16 protein-coding genes are annotated in these 23,070 nt (G+C 64.0%); 6 read left to right on the forward strand and 10 right to left on the reverse strand.

The genetic code is table 11. The features are described 5' to 3' along the window. Positions 1 to 344 precede the first annotated feature (344 nt). Both AC5WNI_RS16470 and AC5WNI_RS16475 read right to left on the reverse strand, forming a co-directional pair. A complete protein-coding gene (locus tag AC5WNI_RS16470; RefSeq protein WP_254627217.1) occupies positions 345 to 3,287 on the reverse strand; it encodes an FAD-binding and (Fe-S)-binding domain-containing protein in 2,943 nt (980 codons plus the stop codon). A 59-nt stretch (positions 3,288 to 3,346) separates the two neighbouring features. Next, entirely contained in the window at positions 3,347 to 5,053 is a 1,707-nt protein-coding gene (locus AC5WNI_RS16475; protein WP_175090653.1) for an L-lactate permease, read from the reverse strand. Between the two features lie 425 nt (positions 5,054 to 5,478). Here AC5WNI_RS16475 and AC5WNI_RS16480 point away from each other — a divergent pair, with 425 nt between their 5' ends. From AC5WNI_RS16480 to AC5WNI_RS16490, 3 genes are all read left to right on the forward strand, one after another. Continuing rightward, on the forward strand, positions 5,479 to 6,249 hold the full coding sequence (locus AC5WNI_RS16480) for an FCD domain-containing protein (protein WP_054556318.1): 771 nt from the start codon (positions 5,479 to 5,481) through the stop codon (positions 6,247 to 6,249). A gap of 83 nt (positions 6,250 to 6,332) precedes the next feature. Beyond that, positions 6,333 to 8,699: an ATP-binding protein gene (locus AC5WNI_RS16485; protein ID WP_175090652.1), complete on the forward strand. Its 2,367-nt coding sequence runs from the start codon at positions 6,333 to 6,335 to the stop codon at positions 8,697 to 8,699. Then, positions 8,696 to 10,231 (forward strand): sigma-54-dependent transcriptional regulator, encoded by a 1,536-nt coding sequence (locus tag AC5WNI_RS16490; protein ID WP_254627216.1) that lies wholly within the window; start codon positions 8,696 to 8,698, stop codon positions 10,229 to 10,231. Before AC5WNI_RS16485 ends, AC5WNI_RS16490 begins: the two co-directional genes overlap by 4 nt. A gap of 99 nt (positions 10,232 to 10,330) precedes the next feature. Here the strand turns inward: AC5WNI_RS16490 and AC5WNI_RS16495 are convergent, their stop codons facing one another. From AC5WNI_RS16495 to AC5WNI_RS16505, 3 genes are all read right to left on the reverse strand, one after another. Next, on the reverse strand, positions 10,331 to 11,038 hold the full coding sequence (locus AC5WNI_RS16495) for a metal-dependent hydrolase (RefSeq protein ID WP_175090651.1): 708 nt from the start codon (positions 11,036 to 11,038) through the stop codon (positions 10,331 to 10,333). A gap of 315 nt (positions 11,039 to 11,353) precedes the next feature. Further along, on the reverse strand, positions 11,354 to 11,896 hold the full coding sequence (locus tag AC5WNI_RS16500; protein ID WP_043335714.1) for a gamma carbonic anhydrase family protein: 543 nt from the start codon (positions 11,894 to 11,896) through the stop codon (positions 11,354 to 11,356). Positions 11,897 to 12,092: 196 nt separating this feature from the next. Beyond that, positions 12,093 to 13,436, reverse strand: coding sequence for a sodium-dependent transporter (locus AC5WNI_RS16505; RefSeq protein ID WP_175090650.1), 1,344 nt, complete (start codon positions 13,434 to 13,436; stop codon positions 12,093 to 12,095). A gap of 271 nt (positions 13,437 to 13,707) precedes the next feature. Between AC5WNI_RS16505 and prlC the strand changes: the two genes are divergently transcribed. Both prlC and AC5WNI_RS16515 read left to right on the forward strand, forming a co-directional pair. After that, on the forward strand, positions 13,708 to 15,756 hold the full coding sequence (prlC, locus tag AC5WNI_RS16510; RefSeq protein ID WP_175090649.1) for an oligopeptidase A: 2,049 nt from the start codon (positions 13,708 to 13,710) through the stop codon (positions 15,754 to 15,756). Positions 15,757 to 15,903: 147 nt separating this feature from the next. After that, positions 15,904 to 16,155 carry a YheV family putative zinc ribbon protein gene (locus tag AC5WNI_RS16515; protein ID WP_175090648.1) on the forward strand — a complete coding sequence of 84 codons (252 nt, stop codon included), beginning with the start codon at positions 15,904 to 15,906 and terminating at the stop codon, positions 16,153 to 16,155. Between the two features lie 105 nt (positions 16,156 to 16,260). Here the strand turns inward: AC5WNI_RS16515 and sodC are convergent, their stop codons facing one another. Both sodC and metF read right to left on the reverse strand, forming a co-directional pair. Next, positions 16,261 to 16,830, reverse strand: a complete 570-nt coding sequence (gene sodC, locus AC5WNI_RS16520) for a superoxide dismutase family protein (protein ID WP_175090647.1) — start codon at positions 16,828 to 16,830, stop codon at positions 16,261 to 16,263. Between the two features lie 159 nt (positions 16,831 to 16,989). Beyond that, positions 16,990 to 17,841, reverse strand: a complete 852-nt coding sequence (metF, locus tag AC5WNI_RS16525) for a methylenetetrahydrofolate reductase [NAD(P)H] (RefSeq protein ID WP_175090646.1) — start codon at positions 17,839 to 17,841, stop codon at positions 16,990 to 16,992. Between the two features lie 403 nt (positions 17,842 to 18,244). On the opposite strand from metF, the gene AC5WNI_RS16530 reads away from it, so the two are divergent. Next, positions 18,245 to 19,174: an AEC family transporter gene (locus tag AC5WNI_RS16530; protein ID WP_175090645.1), complete on the forward strand. Its 930-nt coding sequence runs from the start codon at positions 18,245 to 18,247 to the stop codon at positions 19,172 to 19,174. A gap of 3 nt (positions 19,175 to 19,177) precedes the next feature. On the opposite strand, the gene AC5WNI_RS16535 is transcribed toward AC5WNI_RS16530, so the two are convergent. From AC5WNI_RS16535 to AC5WNI_RS16545, 3 genes are all read right to left on the reverse strand, one after another. Beyond that, complete coding sequence (locus tag AC5WNI_RS16535; protein ID WP_254627215.1) at positions 19,178 to 20,053, reverse strand: UDP-2,3-diacylglucosamine diphosphatase; 876 nt, start codon at positions 20,051 to 20,053, stop codon at positions 19,178 to 19,180. 178 nt (positions 20,054 to 20,231) lie between these two features. After that, positions 20,232 to 21,404, reverse strand: coding sequence for a GGDEF domain-containing protein (locus AC5WNI_RS16540; protein ID WP_175090644.1), 1,173 nt, complete (start codon positions 21,402 to 21,404; stop codon positions 20,232 to 20,234). Between the two features lie 335 nt (positions 21,405 to 21,739). Then, positions 21,740 to 23,011, reverse strand: coding sequence for a cation:proton antiporter (locus AC5WNI_RS16545; protein WP_175090643.1), 1,272 nt, complete (start codon positions 23,009 to 23,011; stop codon positions 21,740 to 21,742). Positions 23,012 to 23,070: the final 59 nt, after the last annotated feature.

Genomic DNA, 23,070 nt, shown 5'->3' on the forward strand with positions numbered 1-23,070 from the left:
AAGCGAGGAGGCATATTCTACCCAGAACGCTTGAAAAGTCAAGCACTTGATGATGAGTCAGTCGACTGCCTCTAAGCATCATCAAGCGGTGAGGAGCATTGCTCGATCACCTGTTCCGTAAGGAGTGCGGCGTATTCTAGCGAATCGCCCGGGGTTGTCAATCGATGATTTCGAAGCATGCTTCAAAAACATCAAGCAAAACAATTACCTGCAAACCTCTTTCACCGCTGGTGACGCCATGCGTCCCCGGCAGCGGATGCGTACTTTACGCACGAACCGCCGCGAGGGCAAGGGCTTTTTCAAGAGATTGTCATCAGGGCGTCATGCATCTCGAACACCTCCCATCACCTTGGTGCCGATGCTCTATCGACCAGACCGAGAATCGATTGATAGCTGAGTCCGGAGTGATCACTCAGCCCTATCTCGCAGGTGCGCGAATTGGAAACTCCGTAGTCGCAATCGGCCACTACCTCCTTCAGCCCCTTCAATGCCGAGGCATTGAGCTCCGGGGTACTGAAGCCCTTGTCGCCGGCGAAGCCGCAGCAGGTGATCTCTTCCGGTACGACGACTTCACTGGCGCACTGCCGCGCCAGCGCCACGAACTGCTCTGCCAGCCCCATGCGGACACTGGAGCAGGTGACATGCACCGCGACTCTTGCCTTGAGCGGTGTGATCGAGAGATAAGGCAATAGATAGTCGAGGACCAGCTGCACCGGCTCGACCAAGGTGAGCGACACTTCAAGATGCTCGCGCGCATAGGCCTGAGCCTGTGCCAGGCACGGGCTGGTATCACAGAAGATCGGCAGCCGTCCGTCGTCACTCGCCTCCACCAGCGCCGTTGCCAACTCGGCGGCCTTGGCATCTCCCGCCTCGAACTGACCCTTGGACTGGAAGGCCATCCCACAGCACAGCGCCTCCACCCCTTTCGGCAGCACGACCTCGAAGCCAGCCTTGTCCATCAAGGCCAGCGCCATCTCGGTGACACTGCGTGGATCGCGATCATCAGTAGCGACCCCGAAGACACGCGTGGCGCAGGACGGAAAATAGACGACGTGCCCATTCGGCGCCTCACTGCGACCCAAGGGTTGTGCCAGACGTTTGAGATACGGGCGCGGCGCGGCCGCCGGCATGCTGGGAGTCCATTGCTGCACCCTGTCACCGGACACCTTGCGAGCAGCCCGGGTCAGGCGACGCATGTTGCGCGTGCCGACGGCGCCATGCAGCCCATCCGCCAGCCTGAGCACCCCACGCATGCCACTGGTGACACGAGTGAAATGCTCTCCGGCCCACTGCGCCACCTTCACCTTGCCTGGATGATCGGCACCGGCGTTCTCTTCATGACGCAATCCCCGGATCAGATCACCGGTATTGATGCCGACCGGACACTGGGTCGCGCACAGGCCATCCCCCGCACAGGTCTCCATGCCCTGATAGGCGTATTCCTTCCTGAGCGCTGCCAGCTGGTCGCGCTGTGCATCATCCGGTGCCTCGAGCGCAGCCAGGCGAGCGATCTCCCGCCGGATGACGATGCGCTGGCGCGGCGTCAGGCTCAGATTCTTCGACGGACAGACCGACTCACAGAAACCGCACTCGATGCAGCGGTCCACCAGCGGGTCCGCTGCCGGCAGTGGCTTGAGGTTTTCCAGATGCAGGCGAGGATTGCGCGTCAGGATCACTTCCGGGTTGAGCAGGTTGTCCGGATCGAAGGCCTCCTTGATTCGCCACATCAGGGCATAGGCATCCTTGCCCCACTCAAGCTCTACATAAGGCGCCATGTTGCGACCCGTACCATGCTCGGCCTTGAGCGAGCCACCATATTCCTGCCCCACCAGCTGCGCGACGTCATCCATCAGCGCCTGATAGCGCTCCACCTCACCTTCGCGCTCGAAGCCCTGTGGGAAGACGAAGTGAAGATTGCCCTCCAGCGCGTGACCAAACAGGATCGCCTGGGAGTAACCATGCCGCTGGAAGACCTCCGTCAGCGCACCGACGCCTTCCGCCAGCCGCTCGATGGGGAAGGCGACATCCTCGATGATCACGGTGGTCCCCAGATCACGCACTGCGCCGACCGCCGGGAACAGGCCCTTGCGGATCTTCCAGTACAGCGCATAACGCTGCGCATCCTGAGTGAAGGCCCACGACTCGCAGGTCTCGATGCCTTCCAGCACGCGGCCCACCTCGGCCATGCGCGCCTCCAACTCCTGATGATGCGCGCCCCGCACATCCACCAGCAGCGCGACCGCCGCTTCCGGCAGGGTGCGCAACTCGTCCGGCATGCCCGGTGCGTCCTCGACGGAGCGCAGCGCCGCGCGGTCCATCAGCTCCACCGCCGCGACCGGAGCCGTCTTCAGCAACATGGTGGCGCGACAGGCTGCATCGATGTTCGGGTAGTACACCAGCGCCGCTGCCTTGTGCGGCTCCTCGATCACGGTGCGATAGGTAATGGAGGCGATGAAACCCAGGGTGCCTTCCGAACCGATCATCAGATGCTTGAGGATCTCGAGGCCATCGGCATAGTCGACCAGTGCATTGAGGCTATAGCCGGTGGTGTTCTTGAGGCGGTACTTGTGGCGGATGCGCTCGGCCAGCTCAGGGTCGGCGCGCACACTGGCCGCCATGCGCTCCAGCTCCGCCAGCAGGCCACCATGGCTGGCACGAAAGGCCTGCACACTCTCCGGCGACGCCGTATCCAGGCAGGTGCCATCGGCGAGAATGACGCGCAGGTCCTCGACGGTGCGATAACTGTTGTGTGCCGTGCCGCAGCACATGCCGGACGCATTGTTGGCCGCGATGCCGCCGATCATGCAGCTGTTGATCGAAGCCGGGTCCGGGCCGATCTTGCGCCCGAAGGGGGCCAGCAGCTGATTGGCACGCGCCCCGATCACCCCCGGCTGCAGGCAGATGCGGCTGCCCTGCTCCAGCACCTGCGCCCCTCGCCACTCGCCGCCCAGCTGGATGAGCACCGAATCCGTCAACGCCTGTCCGGACAGCGACGTCCCCGCCGCACGGAAGGTCACCGGCAGCTTGCGCGTCCGGCACTCGCGCAACACATGCCCAAGCTCCTGCTCGTCATGCACCCGCACCACCAGCTGCGGCACCAGCCGATAGAAGCTGGCATCCGTGCCGTAGGCCAGGGTGCGCAGCGGATCATGGATCAGGCGCTCACCGGGAATGTGCTGCGCCAACGCCTCGCGCAGGGCGTCATAGGCAGCAGCTCGCGCCTGGGGTGAGGCATGCCCGCCCATGGCAGGGTGAGCAGTGGAGTCAGGGGCAGCAGCGACGGTCATGGCCAGTCTCTTTAGTCAGTCAGGATGTCTTTCAGGGTATCAGTCAGCACGGATCACGCTTATGGCAGCAGCGGGTCACTCAGGCCCACCAGATGGAACGCCAGAATGCCCAGCACGCCGGAGGCCAATAGATAGTAGGTGGTCGGAATCGCCGTCATGCGCAGGGTACGTCCTTCACGCCCCAGCAGACCGACGGTCGCCGAGGCCGCCACGACGTTGTGGATGGCGATCATGTTGCCAGCCGCGGCCCCGACCGCCTGCAGCGCCACCATCAGCGCTCCCGACAGCCCGAGCTGGGCGGCGACGTTGAACTGGAACTGGGACAGCATCATGTTGGAAACCGTATTGGAGCCGGCGATGAAGGCCCCCAGCGCGCCGATGCCCGAGGCGAACAACGGGTAGGCCTGACCGAGGCTGTCAGCCACCACGTCCGCCATCACCACCGGCATGGACGCCAGATCGTTCAGATTGACGCCGGAGTTGATCAGGATGCGCACCATCGGAATGGTGAACACCAGCACGAAGCCGGCGCCGACCAGTGTGCGCCAGGATTCGCTGGCCGCCGCCACCAGCTGGCGAGAGGCCATGCGATGCAGCAACAGCGTGATCAGCGCCACGAAGACCATGATGCCGCCAGGCAGATAGAGCGGCTGTATCGCGCCGGAGATGCCGCTGGCACCCAGCAGGTCAGTGGCACTGAATTGCACGCTGACCAGCCAGCCCTTGAAGTCACTCGATACGCGCGAGGCGACCAGCAGCAACGCGATCAGCCCATAGGGCAACCACGCCAGCCACAGAGGCAGCGGCTTTCTGCCCGCCGCGGCGGCCTCGACGTCATCGCGCTCCAGCGTCAGGTCACCCAGCCAATGCCTGGGCCACTCGGCCTCGGGCGGAAAATCCCAGCTGTCCTTCGGCAATAGAAAGCCGGCACGCGCCGCTGGCACCACGAGGATCAAGCCGACCAGAGCGCCGATCAGTGACGGGAACTCCGGGCCGAGGAAGATACCTGCCGCCACGTAGGGCAGCGTGAAGCACAGGCCGGCGAACAACGCGAACGGTGCTATCGACAGCCCCTCGCTCCAGCTTTTCTTCGCCCCGAAGAAGCGCGTCATCATCACGGTCATGAACAGCGGCATCAGCAGGCCGACGATGCCATGCACGATGGCGACTTCCGAGGTGATCAGCTGCAGGAAGGCCTCCCAGCTGGAATGGTTCGCCAGCAGCTGCTCACCGAGATTGGCCTTGTCGAGGCCCGCATTCACGCCGATCACGATCGGCGTGCCCACCGCCCCGAAGGATACCGGCGTCGACTGGATCATCATGCCCACCATCACCGCCCCCAGCGCCGGGAAGCCGATGGCGACCAGCAACGGCGCCGCGATGGCCGCAGGCGTCCCGAAGCCGGAAGCCCCCTCGATGAAGCTGCCGAACAGCCAGGCGATGATGATGGCCTGTACGCGGCGGTCGGGACTGACGGTGGTGAAGGCGCCGCGGATTACCGCGATCGCCCCGGAATGCTTGAGCGTATTGAGCAGAAAGATGGCGCCGAAGATGATCCACAGCACCGAGACGGTCACCATCAGCCCCTGCAGCGTGGAGGCCAGAATGCGCGTCAGCGACATCTGCCACACGAAATAGCCGATGACAGCGGTGACGAGGAAGACCAATGGCATGGCGCGACGCGCGGGCCATTGCAGACCGACGAGCAGGATGCCCGCCAGCAGGATAGGGGTGAAGGCCAGCAAGGCCAGCAGTGGCTCGGACATGACGGAAACTCCGCAGGCGAATTGTTGTGATTGTTGTCTGGCACGGCAGTGAAGGACTCGGGGGTTGGCGCACCCTTGGGTCAGGCCTTCCGATAAATTGGTAATACCAATTTACCCTGATGTGCTTCGGCATAATCTAGGCGTCGCCTCGAAAGGGGTCAAACATCATGTCGCATAAGGTATCTAGACATTGGTCAAAGCATCTCTATTGCGTAAAATTGGTCTTACCAATTATTGATAGTCCTCATCTCCCACGCGAGGCGTGGTTATCACACATATTGGTAAGACCAATGTCGGCTGTGGCGTGGAATGCCCACGGGCCACACTGATCATCGGCAGCGCCGCAAGCACCCCTCTCTTGCCTGCCGCACTCTGGCCTTCCAGCGTTCGGCTCCGCCTTTCACCTTTGCCGCAAGGACACTTCCATGCGTTACGCCCCCGTCCGCCAACCCCGTATCGCCGATGTACTCACCGAACGCCTCGAAAGCATGATCATCGAAGGCAGCCTGAAACCCGGCGAGCGCCTGCCACCCGAGCGCACCTTGGCCGAGCAGTTCGAAGTCTCGCGCCCCTCCGTGCGGGAGGCCATCCAGAAACTGGCCGCGCGCGGACTGCTAACCTCACGTCAGGGCGGCGGCACCTATGTCTCTGAAGAGCTGGCGCGCGCCTGGTCCGACCCGCTCAGCGCGCTGCTGGGTCGCCACGGTGAGTTCAATCTCGATCTGCTGGAATTTCGTGATGCGCTGGAAGGCATCAGCGCCTACTACGCCGCCATGCGCTCCACACCTGCCGACAAGGCAATGCTGCGCCAGCGCTTCGAGGACCTGGAGAAGAGCTTCGAGGGACGTGACCCAGAGCGCGAAGCCGGTGCCGATGCCGCCTTCCACCTCGCCATCGCTGAGGCCGCGCACAACGTGGTGCTGCTGCACTCGATGCGCAGCCTGTTCCAGTTGCTGGAGAAGAGTATCGTGGCCAACCTGCGCCACCTGTTCGAGAAGCCGGAATCACGCCCGCGCCTGATCCAGCAACACCGCAGCCTGTTCGAGGCGATCATGGAAGGCCGCGCGGAAGATGCGCGCAACGCCGCCCATGAGCATCTGGTCTTCGTCGAGGATTCACTGCTGGAACTGGAACGCGCCGAGACTCGTGCCCAGCGCGCCTTGCGCCGTGCCCAGGCGGCGCCGGATGGCTCATGACATTCAGTCATGACGCCCTGGCTGAACATGAAGTTCCGGATAAGCAGCGCTTGAGATGAGGGCCTGAACATGAAGGCTTGCCGATGAAGGATACGCGCCTGCCCCAGCTGTGGCGTCTCGTACTGGCGGTAGTGCTACCGCTGGGGCTGATGCTGTGCGTGTGGCAGGCGGTCTCGATGGCGCGCAGCCAGGGGCTGGAGCGCCTGGGGCATGAGGCAGACAACGAACTGCGTCTGACTGCCGCCAGCCTGCGCGGCCAACTGAATCGACACGCCTATCTGCCCAGGCTGGTGGCAGAGAATGACCAGCTGCGCGACTTTCTGGATCACCCTGAAGATCTCAGCGCGGAAGTGGCGCTCAATCAGCGCCTGGACCGCATGCGTGAGCTGGCCGGCATCTCGGACCTCTATCTGGTCGATGACACCGGCACCACCATCGCCGCCAGCAACTGGCGCTCCGCCAACACCTTCATCGGCCAGAACTACCGCTTCCGCCCCTACTGGCAAGACGCCATCAATGGTGGCGAAGGCCGCTTCTACGGGCTGGGCACCAGCTCCGGTGAGCGCGGTTACTTCTTCAGTGCCGCCGTCACCAGCCCGCAGGGGCGACGTGGCGTGGCCGTGGTCAAGGTGCAGATAGAGGCGCTGGAGGCGGCGTGGCTCGACCAGAATGCCGACATCATGGTCACTGATCCGCATGGCGTGATCTTCATCGCCAGCCAGGCGCAGCGGGTGCTGCGCACGCTGGAGCCACTCAGCGAGGAGACACGCAACCGACTGCTCGATACCCAGCGCTATGCCAATCAGCGCCTGCGTCCGCTGCGCCTGCATCATCGCGAGGCGCTGCCGGAGCTGCTGGGCTCGCCCCTTGAGTCGCGCCGCGACACGACCTCCATCGAATTGTTGCAGCTGACACCGGGGGATCTCTGGCAGCACGCCTGGTTGAGCCTGTCCCAGCCACTGCCGGATATCGGCTGGCGCCTGCATGTACTCAAGCCACTGGCTCCGCTGCGCAGCGGTATCTGGCAGACAGCCGGTCTCGCGGCCGGTGGCTATGCCTTGCTGTGTCTGCTGGCAGGGCTGGGCTGGCAGCGACTGCGCATCCTGCGTGAGCGTCGCCTGTTCGCCGAGCGCGAGCGCCAGAATCTCGCCAGCAGCCAGCAACGGGTGCGCGGCATCATCGACCGCACTCAGGCTGGCCTGTGTATCCTCGATGAGCGGGTGCGGCTGGTGTATCTCAATCCGACGGCCATCGCGCTGTTCGGCTCGCCCTTGAGCGCCGACACCTCACCGGAAGACTCAACCCGCCAGCCCAGCGCCCGCGAAGGGCGTGATCTGCGCGAGCTGTTCCTGCCGGCCGAGCGCCACCTGCTGGACCGCCTGACCCAGGACCGCGCCGTCGGGCCGCTGGAAGTGCATGGCCTGCGCGAGGGAGTCGCGGTACCACTGGAGCTTTCCTGCTCGCCACTGCCCAGCCCCCATGGTCCACGATGGCTGGTCACGGTCTTCGATGTCAGCGAACGCCGTGCCCAGGCCGAGCAGCTCGCTCAGGCACGCGATGCCTTCGAGCAACGGGTGGTCGAGCGTACCCGCGACCTCGCCGCCAGCAACACGCGCCTGAGTGCCGAAGTCGAGGAGCGCACCCGCGCCGAACGCGAGCTGCGCGAGACGCGTGATGAATTGATCCAGACCGCCAAGCTGGCGGTGCTGGGGGAGCTGGCCGCCGGCATCAATCACGAGCTCAATCAGCCTTTGGCCGCCATCCGCGCCTATGCCGAGAACGCGACTGCCTTCCTCGCTCGCGCCCAGACCTCCCAGGTCGAGAGCAACCTGCGCCAGATCACCGAGCTGACCCAGCGCATGGGCGAGATCAGCGCGCAGCTGCGTCAGTTCTCACGCAAGAGCGGTGACCGTCTGGAGGCCATCGACCTCACCACCAGCCTCGACTATGCCCTGCGCCTGCTGCATGCACGCTGCGAGGCGCTCGGCGTGACCCTCATTCGCGAAGCGGGTCCAACGCTGGCCCAAGTGCGCGCCGAGCCGGTGCGTCTGGAGCAGGTATTGGTCAACCTGATCGGCAATGCGCTGGACGCGCTGGCCGACATGCCCCCCGAGCGCACGGAGCCCCCCAGCATCCAGCTCGACCTGCATGAGAAAACGGGCAGCGCCGGTGATCAGGTCGTGCTGGAAGTCCACGACAACGGCCCCGGCCTCGAGCCATCGCAACTGGTGCGCGTGTTCGAACCCTTCTATACCCAGCGCGCCGACGGCCAGGGGCTCGGGCTGGGGTTATCGATCAGCGCGCGTATCGTCGCCGACCTCGGCGGCACCCTCGAGGCGCACCCCTCGCCGCTGGGTGGCGCACTGTTCCGGCTGACGCTGCCGGCGCTCTCGATGCCCTCACAACCCCCGATGCCACCCACCGCCAACCATTCACAGGAGCCGTCATGAGCGACGTCACGAATACCGACATGCAGGTGCTGGTGGTGGATGACGAACCGCACCTGCGCGACAGCCTGAGCCAGAGCCTGATGCTGGCCGATTACCGCACTCGCCCGCTGGCCAGTGCCGAGCAGGCGCTGGAAATCCTGCGCGCCGAGGCGCCCTTCGAGGGTGTGGTGATCACGGACATTCGCATGCCGGGCATGGATGGCCTGAGCCTGCTGCACGCGGCACATGCCGTGGATGACGAGCTGCCGGTGATCGTGATGACCGGTCATGGCGACATCGATACCGCCGTCGCGGCCATGCAGGCCGGTGCCTGGGATTTCATCGAGAAGCCCTTCGATCGCGAGCGCATGCTCGATGGCGTACGGCGCGCGGTGGCCGCCCGCCGGCTGGCACTGGAGAACCGCTCGCTGCGCGAACAGCTGGATACCCAGCGCAACAGCGCCGGCCCCAGGCTGGTGGGCAGCAGTGACCTCATGCAGCGCCTGGATGCCCAGGTTTCACGCCTGGCGGCAGTCGATGCCGACACCTTGCTATATGGCGAGACCGGCGCCGGCAAGGACCGTGTCGCCCGCTGTCTGCACGAGCGCAGCGCCCGCGCCAGCAAGCCCTTCGTGGCGCTCAACTGTGGCGGCATGCCGGAGACATTGATCGAGTCGGAACTGTTCGGCCACGAGAAAGGCGCCTTCACCGGTGCCAGCGAGCGCCGCATCGGCAAGCTGGAACACGCCGACGGCGGTACCCTGTTCCTCGATGAGATCGAATCGATGCCGATGTCGTTGCAGATCAAGCTGTTGCGGGTGCTGCAGGAGCGCAGTATCGAGCGGCTCGGCAGCAATACGCCACGCCCCATCGACATCCGCGTCATCGCCGCCACCAAGCGGGATCTACGTGAAGCGGCCAGCGCCGGCGAGTTTCGCGAAGACCTCTACTACCGCCTGAACGTGGTCACGCTATATCTGCCGCCACTGCGCGAGCATGCCGAAGATATCCTGCAACTGTTCCGGCACTTCGCGATTCTGGCCAGCGAACGCACCAGTCTGGAAGTCCCACCGCTGGACGCCACCACCCTGCAGGCACTGCTGGCGCATGACTGGCCGGGCAACGTGCGTGAGCTGAGAAACTGTGCGGAGCGTCATGTGCTGCTGGGCGGGCTGGAAGGCAACATCGGCGACAGCATGGCGGAAGGGCGACCGCTCACCACGGGCACGAGTAGCCCGGCCGTGAACAGCACGGAAGCCGCAAGAGAGGCGGACAGAGAAGGCATCACCACCGGCACGTGCGAGCGGGATGCATCAGGAGCATCGAGGGAATCAGGCGAGCTGGGGGAACTGGAGCACAACGTGAAGGCAGCCACGCAGGCGCAATCGCTGCCGCAGCGCATGGAGGCGTTCGAGGCCGCGCTGATTCGCGAAGCCCTGGCGGCCAGCAAAGGTCAGGTGGTGATGGCCTGCGAACGGCTGGGGCTGCCGCGCAAGACACTCTACGACAAGCTCAAGAAGCACGGCCTGAGCGCCGAGCCCTATCGTGGTTGAGGCATCGTGCCTGATGCACCACAACAGAGGCATCACAACCAAGGCATCACGACCAAGACAACGCAACGGAGATTCGCGCCGGTCTTCAGCCAGACAGCATCAGACGCCGGCCATCAGCCGCGACAGGCCTTCGCCGAACACGGACAGCGGCCCCTGCAGATGCATGATGTCCACCAGCACCGAAACGGGCGGCAGCCAGGGCGTCATGGCGGCGATCACCGCCACCATCGCCAGCGAGTTGCCCGGCTCACGATAATCGAACAGCTTGAAGGCGGTACCGAAGCTGCGCTTGAGGCGTGCGCCGACCATGTCGACGCTGTACATCTCATCGAGCAACAGGTGGATCATGGCGCCGAACAACAGGGCCGCGCCCTGCCACCAGGCCTGCTCTTCACTCTGCCCCAGTACATGCAGGCTGGCGGCCGTCACGCCCAGTGAGCACAGCAGTGACGCGAGCAGCGAGTGCCAGATACCGCGGTGGACGGTGAAGCGCTTGAAGATGGCGCTGGCCACATAGCGCACGCCCAGATAGGTGGCGCCGCCCGCCATCATCAACGGCCCCGCCAGCAGGCGGTCCTGCAGCAGCAGCACGCAAGCCATGGTCGCCAGTACCGCAAACAGCGTGAACAGGATCCGGATGGCGCGCGAGTTGTCGGAGTCGATATCCGGCAGGATACCGCCGAAGGTGGTCAGACTCGCCAGCGGAACCCCCTCCGCCAGCGACCACAGGCCGCCCTGCCAGCCCGCCGCCGCGACGATGCCGCCGGCAAAGGCCGCTACGGTGATATGGGTACGAAAATTGGCCATGAAATACGGGTCGCGAGCCCTCGACGATGTCACTGGACCAGACGCCACACGCCGGCACTGGATATACGTCCAGATTATGACGCAAGCATTTCATGAAAAACAATGGCTTGTCCTGGTTTGTGCGCGCCACTGCCATCTCTGCCTTCTAAAGCTCGTGGAAAAACCGATCCTGGCTTGTGGAAAATCCGCCCCTGGCTTGCGGAAAATTTGCCCCTGACTTGCGAATAATCCGGCTCTGAAACGAGCACTCCCCCGCTGGCCTGAGCCAACGGGGGAGTGATCATTGCTGCGTCTGCCACTCTCCGCGAGGAAGATTCAGTCGACGTAGTCTTCGGCCAGATGCTGATCCTTCAGCTTGACGTAGTTCACCGCCGAATAGGTGAAGAACTCACGCTCACTGTCCTTGATGGGGCGCAGTGCCTTGGCCGGGTTGCCGGCATACACATGCCCGCCCTCGAGACGCTTGCCCGGCGGCACCAGCGCACCCGCCGCGATGATGACTTCATCTTCCACCACCACGCCGTCCATCACGATGGCGCCCATGCCGACCAGTACGCGGTCGTGAATGGTGCAGCCATGCAACACGGCCTTGTGACCGATGGTGACGTCATCGCCGATTTCCAGCGGATAGCCACCCGGATTGAAATCACTGGCGTGAGTGATATGCAGTACCGCGCCATCCTGCACACTGGTGCGCGCGCCGATGCGGATACGGTGCATGTCGCCGCGAATCACCGCCAGCGGCCATACCGAGCTGTCATCCCCGAGGGCGACATCACCCAGCACCACACTGGCCGGATCGACGAAAACCCGCTCGCCCAGTCGCGGCGTCAGGCCCTTGAAGGATCTAATGCTCATGCCTTGCCTCCTGAATTAGGCATCCAGCCTACTGCGCCAAACACCGGGATGCCAATAGCGCGACGGCCTGACTCGCGTTGCGATGTTTTCGCCCCCCGTCCCGACGCCCCGCTTTCAGGCTCGACATGCCCTGCGCATCGCCCCACGCCTGGCGCCGACTCAACGCCAGATTCACGCACCGATGGCACAAGCGGGCTTACTTGAAGAAGCTCCAGCCCAGCACGACGACGACCAGCGGAATCGAGACCCAGCGCAGTACCCAACGCCAGGTGCGGAAGAAGCCACGCGATGTGCCGAGGCCAGCCAGCGCACGATTCTGCGGCATCACCCAGGCCGCGAAGATAGCGATCAGCAGCCCGCCGATCGGCAGGAAGAAGTCCGGCGGAATCGTCGTCACCGCATCGAAGACATTCATTTCGCCCAGCACGTGCACGTCCTTGAGGCTCGAGAAGGACAGCACCGACAACAACCCCATCGCCCACACCGAGACACCGACCGCCAGTGCCGCGTGGCGACGCTTGAGGCCCCAACCCTCCAGCACCTCGACGATGGGCTCGGCGATGTTGATCGAGCTGGTCCAGGTCGCCAGCAGCAACAGCAGGAAGAACAGCGCCAGCAGCACGCTGCCGCCCGGCAGATTGGCGAAGGCGATCGGCAGGCTGACGAACATCAGGCCGGGGCCGGAGGCCGGGTCCATGCCCTGGCTGAAGACCGCCGCGAAGATGGCGATACCCGCCAGCAGCGCCACACCGATATCCAGCGCCGCCACGGCGATCGCGGCCGTCGGCAGACTCTGGCGCTCCGGCATGTAGGCGCCGTAGGCCATCAGTGCACAGGCGCCGACCGCCAGCGTGAAGAAGGCATGTCCCATGGCATTGAGCATCACGTCCAGCGTGATGGCACTCGGGTCGGGCATGAACAGCCAGCTCAGCGCGGGGCCGAAGCCGGGCGTGCTGATGCTGTAACCGGCCAGCGCCAGCAACAGCACATAGAGCAGCGGCATCATCAGATTGTTGAGGCGCTCGAGCCCGGAAGAGATGCCGGCGGCCACCACGCTCATCGTCATCAGCATGAAGACGGTGTGGTTGAAGGTCATCGTCACCGGGTCTTCCAGGAAGGCACCGAAGGTAGCGCCGATCTCCGGTGGGCTCATGCCGCTGAAGTCACCCTTCAGCGAATCGACCAGATACTCGATCGACCAGCCCGACACCACCGAATAGAACGACAGGATGAAGAACATGGTGATGGCGCCGAACAGCCCCAGCCAGCGCCAGTGCGGGGTCCGGCCACCGCTGACGGCCAGATGGACCAGCGCCTGCATCGGTCCGCGACGTCCGGCGCGCCCGATCATGATCTCGGCCATCATCACCGGCAGGCCCAGCAGCAGCACGAAACCGATATACAGCAGCAGAAACGCGGAACCGCCGTTCTCGCCGGTCATGTAGGGGAAGCGCCAGATGTTGCCCAGCCCTACGGCGGCGCCGGTCACGGCCAGAATGAAGGCTCGGCGACTGCCCCAGCGTTCGGTGGTTTCGCTCATGTCTGCTCTCGTGGTTTCGGTACGGGGGAAGGATACAGGCCCCACTCGGGGGCCAAGGCCAGCAAGATAGCAGCCGTACCGGCCTCGGCCAATGCGACATGCGCGTGGCAGCGCCCGCCTATCGAGGCGATAGATTGAATAACACGCGCCGAGGCCTCACATTCTAGGTATCCCCGCGGCAGCGGTGACGCCGTTTTCACGGCGCAATCGATGCGCAAGTTCTCCTTTACCGCTCACCGCTGCCGCCCACCCGAATGACGCGAGGTACATGATGTCGATCAATCCCCTGCTGGAACGCAACACCCTGCCCCCCTTCGACACCCTCAAGGCCGAGCACGTCGAGGACGCGATCAGCGAACTGCTGGAGCACAACCAGCAGGAGATAGAGCGCCTGATCGAGGCCACCCGCGATGACACGCGCTGGGACAACTTCGCCGCGCCGCTGGAAGCGCTGGGTGACCGCCTGAGCCAGGCCTGGTCGCCGGTCTCGCACCTCAACTCGACCATGAACTCGCCCAAGCTGCGTGAGGCCTATCAGGCCTGTCTCGCCAAGCTGTCGGCCTACTCCACCTGGGTGGGTCAGAACAGCGACCTGGCCGCGGCCTATCAGCGCCTCGCGGACAGCGATGAGTTCGCAAGCCTCGATGAAGCCCAGCAGAAGGCGATCACCAACAGCCTGCGCGACTTCCGCCTCGCCGGTGTCGATCTGCCGCAAGACAAGAAGCAGCGCTACGGCGAGATACAGGCGCGCCTGTCCGAGCTCTCCAACACCTTCTCCAACCATGTGCTGGATGCCACCCAGGCCTGGCACAAGGATGTCGACGAAGAGGCACTGGCGGGCATACCGGAAAGCGGCCTTGAAGCGCTCAAGGCCAATGCCGAAGCCAAGGGCCTGGAAGGCTATCGCATCACCCTGGACTTCCCGAGCTTCTTCCCGGTGCTCAGCTATGCCGACAACCGCGAGTTGCGCGAGGAGGTCTACACTGCCTTCGTCACGCGCGCCTCGGAGAAGGGCCCCAACGCCGGTGAGTTCGACAACGGCCCGGTGATCGAGGAGATTCTGGCCCTGCGTCAGGAGCTGGCCGCGCTGATCGGCTTCGACGACTACGCCTCGCTGTCACTGGCGACCAAGATGGCCGACTCGCCGACGCAGGTCATCGCCTTCCTGGATGACCTCGCTACCCGCGCCGTGCCGCAGGCGCGTGAGGAGTTCAACGAGCTGGCGGCCTACGCCACCGAGAGCCTCGGCATCGACGACCTGCAGCCGTGGGATGTCGGCTATGCCAGCGAGAAGCTGCGCGAGTCGCGCTACGCGATCAATCAGGAGCAGCTGCGCCCCTACTTCCCGGCGCCGCAGGCCATCGACGGACTGTTCGAGGTCGTCAACCGCCTCTACGGCATCACCTTCAAGCAGCGCGACGTGCCGGTCTGGCACGAGGACGTCAGCTACTACGAGGTCATCGAGAATGACACCCCGATCGCCGGCTTCTATCTCGATCTCTACGCGCGTGAAGGCAAGCGAGGCGGTGCCTGGATGGACGAGTGCCGCGTCCGTCGTCGCCGCGAGGATGGCAGCCTGCAGTTGCCGGTCGCCTACCTGACCTGCAACTTCACCCGCCCGGTGGGCGATCGCCCGGCGCTGCTGACCCACGATGAAGTGGTCACGCTGTTCCACGAGTTCGGTCACGGCCTGCATCACATGCTGACCCGTCAGGAAGTCGCCGAAGTCTCCGGCATCAATGGCGTGGCATGGGACGCCGTCGAGCTGCCCAGCCAGTTCATGGAAAACTTCTGCTACGAGCGTGAAGGACTGGATCTGATCGCACGTCACGTGGACACCGGCGAGCGTCTACCCGATGACATGCTCGAGCGCCTGCAGGCAGCCCGCAACTTCCAGGCGGCGATGACCATGGTCCGCCAGCTGGAGTTCTCGCTGTTCGACTTCCGCCTGCATCATGAGCTCGACAAGCCGTCGGCCAGCGATGTCCAGGCGCTGCTCGACGAGGTGCGCAGCAAGGTCGCCGTGGTGCCGGCGGTCGAGTTCAATCGCTTCCAGAATGGCTTCAGCCATATCTTCGCCGGCGGTTACGCTGCGGGTTACTACAGCTACAAGTGGGCCGAGGTGCTGTCGGCAGACGCCTTCAGTGCCTTCGAGGAAAGCGCGGTCTTCGATACCGCCACCGGCCAACGCTTCCGTGACGAGGTACTGGCACGCGGTGGCTCGCGTGACGCCGCCGAGCTGTTCCGCGCCTTCCGTGGCCGTGACCCGCAGGTCGATGCCCTGCTGCGTCACTCCGGCATCGGTGCCCAGGCGGCCTGATCTCGCCCCGTCTCGTGATGGCGCAAGCCTGACCACGAGCCGCTGACCATGCGCCCCTGACCTTTACCGGTCGGGGGCGTATCATATGGCGCATCATCCGCCCGAGGCGGGATTGCCAGACCTACCCTGACCCTGACTGGAGGCACCATGTCTACCATCAAGCGCTTCATCGCCGGTGCCGTCTGCCCGCGCTGCGGAGCAATGGACCGCCTGCGCACCTGGGAGCAGAACGAGACCCGCTACCGTGACTGCGTGTCCTGCGACTTCTTCGAACAGCAAGCCATCGAGGAGCCGCCGACCCTCGCCGAGATTTCCACGCGCGTGAGCGAGCCCCGCGAGACGCCGGCGAGCGATGAGGTTCAGCCGGTGCGCATTCTGGATCCCGGCAAACTGCACTGATATCTGCTGTATCACTGCGACATGAAAAAGCCCCGCCAATTGGCGGGGCTTTTTCATGTCATCTCGGCAGGTGGTTCAGTTGACCACAGGCCAGTCGACCACACATCAGTCAACTACACCGCAGGCAACGCGCGAGCCGCCACCGCCCAGCTTGGGCGTATCGGTGTAGTTGTCACCCCCGGAGTGGATCATCAGCGCATGGCCGCTGAGATCGTTCTCCTTGAGGCGCGGTGCCAGCACCGGCAGCGAGATCTTGCCATCGGCATCGACACTCAGCGCCGGAAGGTCACCGAGGTGGCCATCACCGTAGGGGCCCTGGTGGGTACCGGTCTCTTCTGGATCGAAGTGGCTACCTGCCGCGGCGGCGGCGACGGTCTCGCCATCCTTCTCAGCCGGTTCGCAGCTGGCATTGGCATGCAGGTGGAAGCCGTGGATGCCGCTCTCGAGCCCCTCGATCTTCGGCGTCAGCAGCAGACCGTCATCGGTATCCTCGGCCATGACACTGCCGACGGACTCACCGACGCCATCACTGCTGACGCGATGCATTTCCACCTCGGTGGCTGCCTGGGCGACACCGCCGAACAACCAGGCGCCGAGCGCCACCGTCGCGGCGGTCTTGAGGGGCTTTCTGGAAGAGGGCGTAAAGGATGCCGTGTGCTGTGTCTCGTGATTCATGAGCAATCTCTCCATCACTGAGGCCGGCGTCACTGCCGACGCCTTGAGTGGCTTGCGGGCCGCTGTCACTAGCGGCTACCCATCAGACCTCAGGGCGATCGACGTCACATTCAATGCCACTCTTCCAATGACTTGCCGTGCACACCCGGCGCACGTGACTCAACGAGAAGCGATACCCAGATTTTCCAGCACCTTCAGACACGGCTCGGCCTGGTTGAGGGTATAGAAGTGCAGGCCCGGTGCGCCGCCATCCAGCAGACGCTGACTCATGCGCGAGATCACCTCGGTACCGAAGGCCTGGAGGCTCTCGCTGTCATCGCCATAGCTCTCGAGCTGGCGGCGGAGCCAGCGCGGGATGTCCGCACCGCAGGAATCGGAGAAGCGCGCCAGCTTGGTGTAGTTGGTGATCGGCATGATCCCCGGGATGATCGGCTGCTCGATGCCGGCGGCACGCGCGCGCTCCACGAAGTGGAAATAGGCATCAGCATTGAAGAAGTACTGGGTGATGGCGATATCGGCGCCGGCCTGCATCTTGCGCGCGAAGTTCTCGAGATCGCTATGGTAATTGTTGGCCTGCGGATGGCACTCGGGATAGGCCGCCACCGCGATCTCGAAGTGATCGCCGGTCTCCTCGCGCACGAACTCGACCAGCTCGTTGGCGTAACGCAGCTCGCTGCGCGAGCCCATCCCGGAGGGCAGGTCCCCGCGCAACGCCACCAGGCGCTTGACACCCTGCTCACGATATTGCGCCAGGATCTCACGCAGCTCACCGCGGTCGCTGCCGACACACGACAGGTGCGGCGCGGTGCAGATGCCGCTGGCGCTGACCGACTGCACGGTGTTGAAGGTACGCTCACGCGTGGAGCCGCCCGCGCCATAGGTGACGGAGAAGAACTCCGGCTCCAGCGCCGCCAGCTGATCGCGAACCCCCTTGAGCTTTTCACGCCCGGCCTCGGTATTCGGCGGGAAGAATTCGAAGCTGATCCCTGACGGATGTTCGCTTGCACTCATGGGGCGGCCCTCGTGGTCGTCGTGTCCGGCATTGATGTCGTTATCGCCGCACACTTCGCGGTGTGCGTGCAGCAATACACGTCCGGTGCGTCACGCCACCGCCCTTGCACTGCATGTCGAGCATTCTGACCGCCGCCGCCGACCCCGGCCAATGAAAGGTTTTCGCCTCAACTTCAATGCCATTCATATAAGAAAGTGCGTGTTTATAACCATTGCTGACGGTGGCATCCTGCTCCTCAGTCCTGCCCCTCACCAGCCGCGCAACCACGCGACCCAAAGCCTGATGCGCGACCCAAAGCCTGATGAAGGAAAGGCGCAATGAGTGACATTCATGGGATGACGCTGACAGGGGCCACACGGCATGATGAACCAAAAGGACAATGACGCTTCACAAGGAACCGTGATGGACCACATCGATCTGCAGCAACCGCTCTGGATGCTGATCACCTTCGTCGCCCTCGGCGCCCTCTGTGCACGCCGCCTCGCGATCGATCCGCGCCCCATCGCCACCTTGCTGATCTATGTGATCGCGCCGCTGACCTTCTTTCGCGGGCTGGTGCTCGGCGAGCCATCGCTGAGTGATCTGGGCCTGACGCTGGGGCTGTTCTCGCTGGCCAGCAGCATCTGCCTGCTGGTGCGCCCGCTGGCCGCGAGATTCTTCCCGCCGCAGGAAGCTGCCCTGCTCGCCTTCTCCTCGGGCACCGGCAATACCGGCTACTTCGGCCTGCCGGTCGCGATGCTGTTACTGCCGCCGGAAGGCGTGACCCAGTACCTGTTCTGCCTGCTCGGCATCACGCTGTATGAATTCACGCTGGGCTTCTACGTCAGTGCGCGCGGGCAGTTCTCGATGCGCCAGAGTCTGGTCAAGATCGTGCGTCTGCCGCTGATCTACGCCTTTCTGGCCGCTCTGCTGGTAGGGACACTGGGCCTCGAGGTACCGGGGGCGGTGATGGAGGGACTCGACTACTTCAAGTACAGCTACACGGTGCTGGGCATGATGATCATCGGCATGACGCTGGGCGGTGTCAGCCTGCGCGAGATCGACCCGCGCTTCATTCTGGCCGCGACCGGCCTGCGCTTCGTGATGTGGCCGCTGCTGAGTCTGGGCAGCGTGATGCTGCTGGGCAGCCTGTTCGCCCTCGACCCGGTGCTGGCGCAAGTGTTGCTGCTGCTGGGCGTGGTGCCGATGGCCGCCAATGTGGTCGTGCTGGCCATCGAGCTGAATATCCAGCCGGCCAAGGGCGCGATCGCGGTGATGCTGACCACCCTGGCAGCGCCGTTGATCATCCCGCTGTATCTGTCATGGATGCTGGCGATCAGCGGCCTGGGGTGAGGCTCAGGCGCCGGCCATCCCGGGCGTGACAGCGTCGGGCGTCGTGGCCGGCGCCTGACGCGGCATCAGATGGCGCGGCGCCGTCTCGAGGATCTGCCCCTGCCAGTCGATCAGGTGCAGCGCGCCTTCGGCATCTTCTGCCAGCGCGGTGCAGTGCTCGACCCAGTCACCGTCGTTGCAGTAGAGCACGCCTTCCTCAACCCGGAAGCCCGCCTGGTGGATATGCCCCCCGACATAGCCATCCAGCCCTTCGAGGCGCGCCTGGCGCATGGCGGCTTCCTCGAACTGGGCCACGTAGCGCTGGGCGGTACCGCTGCGACGCTTGAGCGCGCTGGCCAGCGACCAGTACGGCAGCCCGAACATGCCACGCGCGCGATTGCACCAGCGATTGAGCGACAGGATGAAGCCGTGCATGCCATCGCCCAGCTTGAGCAACCACGGCGCGATGCGCACATGGGTGTCGAATTCATCACCGTGGGAGACCAGCAGGCGACGACCGCTGCCGGTGGTATGGATCGCGCGCCGCTCGATGCTCACATTGTGCAGCTTCAGGCCGCACAGGCGACGGAAGGCGGCATCATGATTGCCGGGAATATAGATGACCTCGCAGCCGCTGCGCGCCAGACGCAGCACCCGCGCCACCAGTGCCTGCTGGTCCTTGTCGAGCACCGCACGCTTGCGCATCGCCAGCAGGTCGACGATATCGCCGACCAGATACAGGCGTTCCGGGCGCACGCGACGCAGCAGTTTCGCAAGCAGCGCCGCCTGGCAGTCCGGAGTCCCAAGATGCACGTCGGAGATGAACAGCGTACGAACCTGACCGAGAGCGTCGGAAGCAGGCGACATTTCAGCATGGGGAGCCGATTGCAAAGCGGTCATGTCAGTCACCTCCGGGTTGCCAGGCGGAATCGACAGGCGAGGCCCAGATGGCCCCTGTCGTTGCCCAGCAAGACTGAGGGGAGGCGATGACATACCCGTAACAGCGACATGAAAAAGCGATGACAGCCATGGCCATCAATCACTTGCGGCATTGATTAAGGGAAGTTCGCGGGCTTTCTCACGCCTGAGGGTCCTTGGCGCCCGCCATGGCCCGCCGCCGAGCGCGCTTCTGACGATACATGCGGTCATCCGCGATATGGATCAGATCATCGACATCCACATCGCCCTGCAATACCGGGTCGTGGGTGACGCGCCCGATGCTGACCTCGACCGGGAAGGGGATTTGCTGCTGCAGGCGTTGCTCCTGAAGATGGCGCATCAACTGGGTCGTCGCCTGCTGGCTGGCCATATCACAGGCTCCGGGCATGACGACCAGGAATTCATCGCCGCCCAGACGGCATGCCAGTCCGTCTTCACCAGCCGCCTGGGCGACACTCCGGGCCACCAGCTGGATCAGGCGATCACCCTCGGCGTGCCCGAAGCTGTCGTTGACGTGCTTCAGGCGATCGACATCCACGAACAGGATCGACATGCATTGCCGAGTGCTCGTGCTCTCGGCCAGCATCCGCTCGAGAAAATCCAAGCCGAACCGGCGATTGGGCAGCTCCGTCAGCAGATCATGATTGGCACGGTATTCCAGCTCGTTCTGCTGGATGAGCAACCGCTGATTCATGTCGTGCAATTCGAGATTGCGCGCCTCCAGTGTGCGCTGCAGCCGGATGGTGCGATGGAAGGTCGAGGCGCGGGCGTGCGCCAGTGCCGGCGCTATGAAGAGGGTGCCCAGGATGTAGGCACCGCCCGCACCGGCCAATGTCGTCAACGACAAGGGACTCAGCCACAGAAAGATGGGCACATAACACACTATCAGCGGCAGGCTGCTGGCCAGCTGGTAGCGCCAGCCCCACACCAGCCAGGCGGGCATGGCGATCAGCATGCAGGTCGAGAAACTCAGGTTCCACAACGTCAGCGTCAGCGCATCCGGAATCAGCGCGGCCCCGAAGCAGAAGAAAAGATTGGCGGGTATCGCCCCGGCCAGCAAGATCTTGTCCGCGAACACGTCGCCGCGGCGCAGCTGGAGGATACATAGCAGACAGCAGAGGAAAATGATCAGCCGCCCCACCCACAATGCCTGCCAGGCAGACGGCACCTGGAAATAGTCAAACAGCAGGAAGCAGGCGAAGCACGCCATGGCGAACATGATGAAGGTATTGTTGATTCGCGTGCGATAGTGCTGCGCTTCGATATCCGAACCGTCCCTGCCCGGCAATATCAGATGTTCATGAAGCGGCATGTTCCATCCTCGACACTCGGTAGCATCAGCCAATGTTACACCGCGTACAGAGCACACCTCACTGCAATAAAGAGTTGATCAGTAAACGCAAGATTACCGTCTGCCTGATAGAACAATGTGGGGTGTCATCAGGCTGGCCAGGCGAGGCAAGGACGAAGAGGTGTCGGCAATACGAACGCGCCGGCAACACGAACGAAAGCGCCCTGCTGTCGTCATCCTCCTCGATGGCGACAGCAGGGCGCTGAAGGTACAGCCAGGTCACGGCCAGTCATTGCAACCAGACATCCGGGCTGGTCGCTGCCACTATCGTGGCGTTTGCTTTGGCCGACTCTGACTCAGCGCTTGTCGTTCGACTCTTCCGAGTGGCTGCGATCGCCGACCACCGCCGTCACCAGCTTGCCGATGCTCAACCCCTGCACGAGGATCGAGAACAGCACGATGATGTAGGTGGTGACCACCAGCGGCTCGCGGTAGTCGCCTTCGGGAATTGCCAGTGCCAGTGCCACCGAGATGCCGCCGCGCAGACCGCCCCAGGTGAGTACGCGCGTGGTGCCGGGACGGAAGGTGTACCAGCGGCGCAAGAGGCTCAGCGGCAGGCCGATCAGCGCCAGGCGCGAGAGCAGGATCACCGCCACCAGCACCAGCGCGATGCCGATCGAGGTCAGCGTGATCGGCATCAGTACCAGCTCAAGCCCGATCAGCACGAACAGCACCGCGTTGAGAATCTCGTCGACCAGCTCCCAGAAGCCGTCCAGATAGCGGCGGGTGTTGTCAGACATGGCGCCATCACGCGCCATGTTGCCGATGATCAGCCCCGCCACCACCATCGCGATGGGGCCGGAGACGTGCAGCGCCGAGGCCAGCGCGTAGCCGCCCAGCACCAGCGCCAGACTCAGCATCACCTCGACCTGATACTGGTCGATGCTGCGCATCAGCTGATAGACCAATGCGCCCAGCGCCAGCCCGAGCAGAATGCCGCCGCCGGCTTCCTCGAGGAACAGGAGTCCCATGTGGCCGAGTTCGACCTCGCCGCTGCCGGCCGACGCCGCACTCAGCAGCGCGGTGAACAGCACCACCGCCACGCCATCATTGAACAGCGACTCGCCGACGATGCGGATCTCCATATCGGCAGGTGCGCCGGCACTGCGCATGATGCCGAGCACGGCGATCGGGTCGGTGGGCGAGATCAGCGCACCGAACACCAGACAATACAGGTACGGCACCTCGATACCGGCCCACTGGAACAGCCACCAGGCGGCGGAGCCGATCACCAGCGTCGAGATCAGCACGCCCAGCGTGGCCAGCAGCCCGATGGAGCGCCGATAGGCCTTGAGGCGCGAAAGATCCACGTGCAGCGCGCCGGCAAACAGCAGGAAGGACAGCATGCCGTCCATCAGCAGGCTGTTGAAGTTGATGCGCCCCAACCAGTCTTCCGCGGTATCGGCCACGACGGTGGTCACCGCGAAGTGATCGAGCCCGATCACGCCCAGCGACAGCACCAGACCGATGGCCATCACGCCGATGGTCGGCGGCAGCCGCAGGACGCGATGATTGAACCACATGCATACGGCAGTGATGGTGATGAACAGTGCAGCGAGATTGAGCATCCGAAACGGTCCTTTGCAGTGGCGCCGATACCCCTGATGGCATGACGTCCTTGTCATTC

Source organism: Cobetia sp. PDI-12MA (assembly GCF_059507695.1).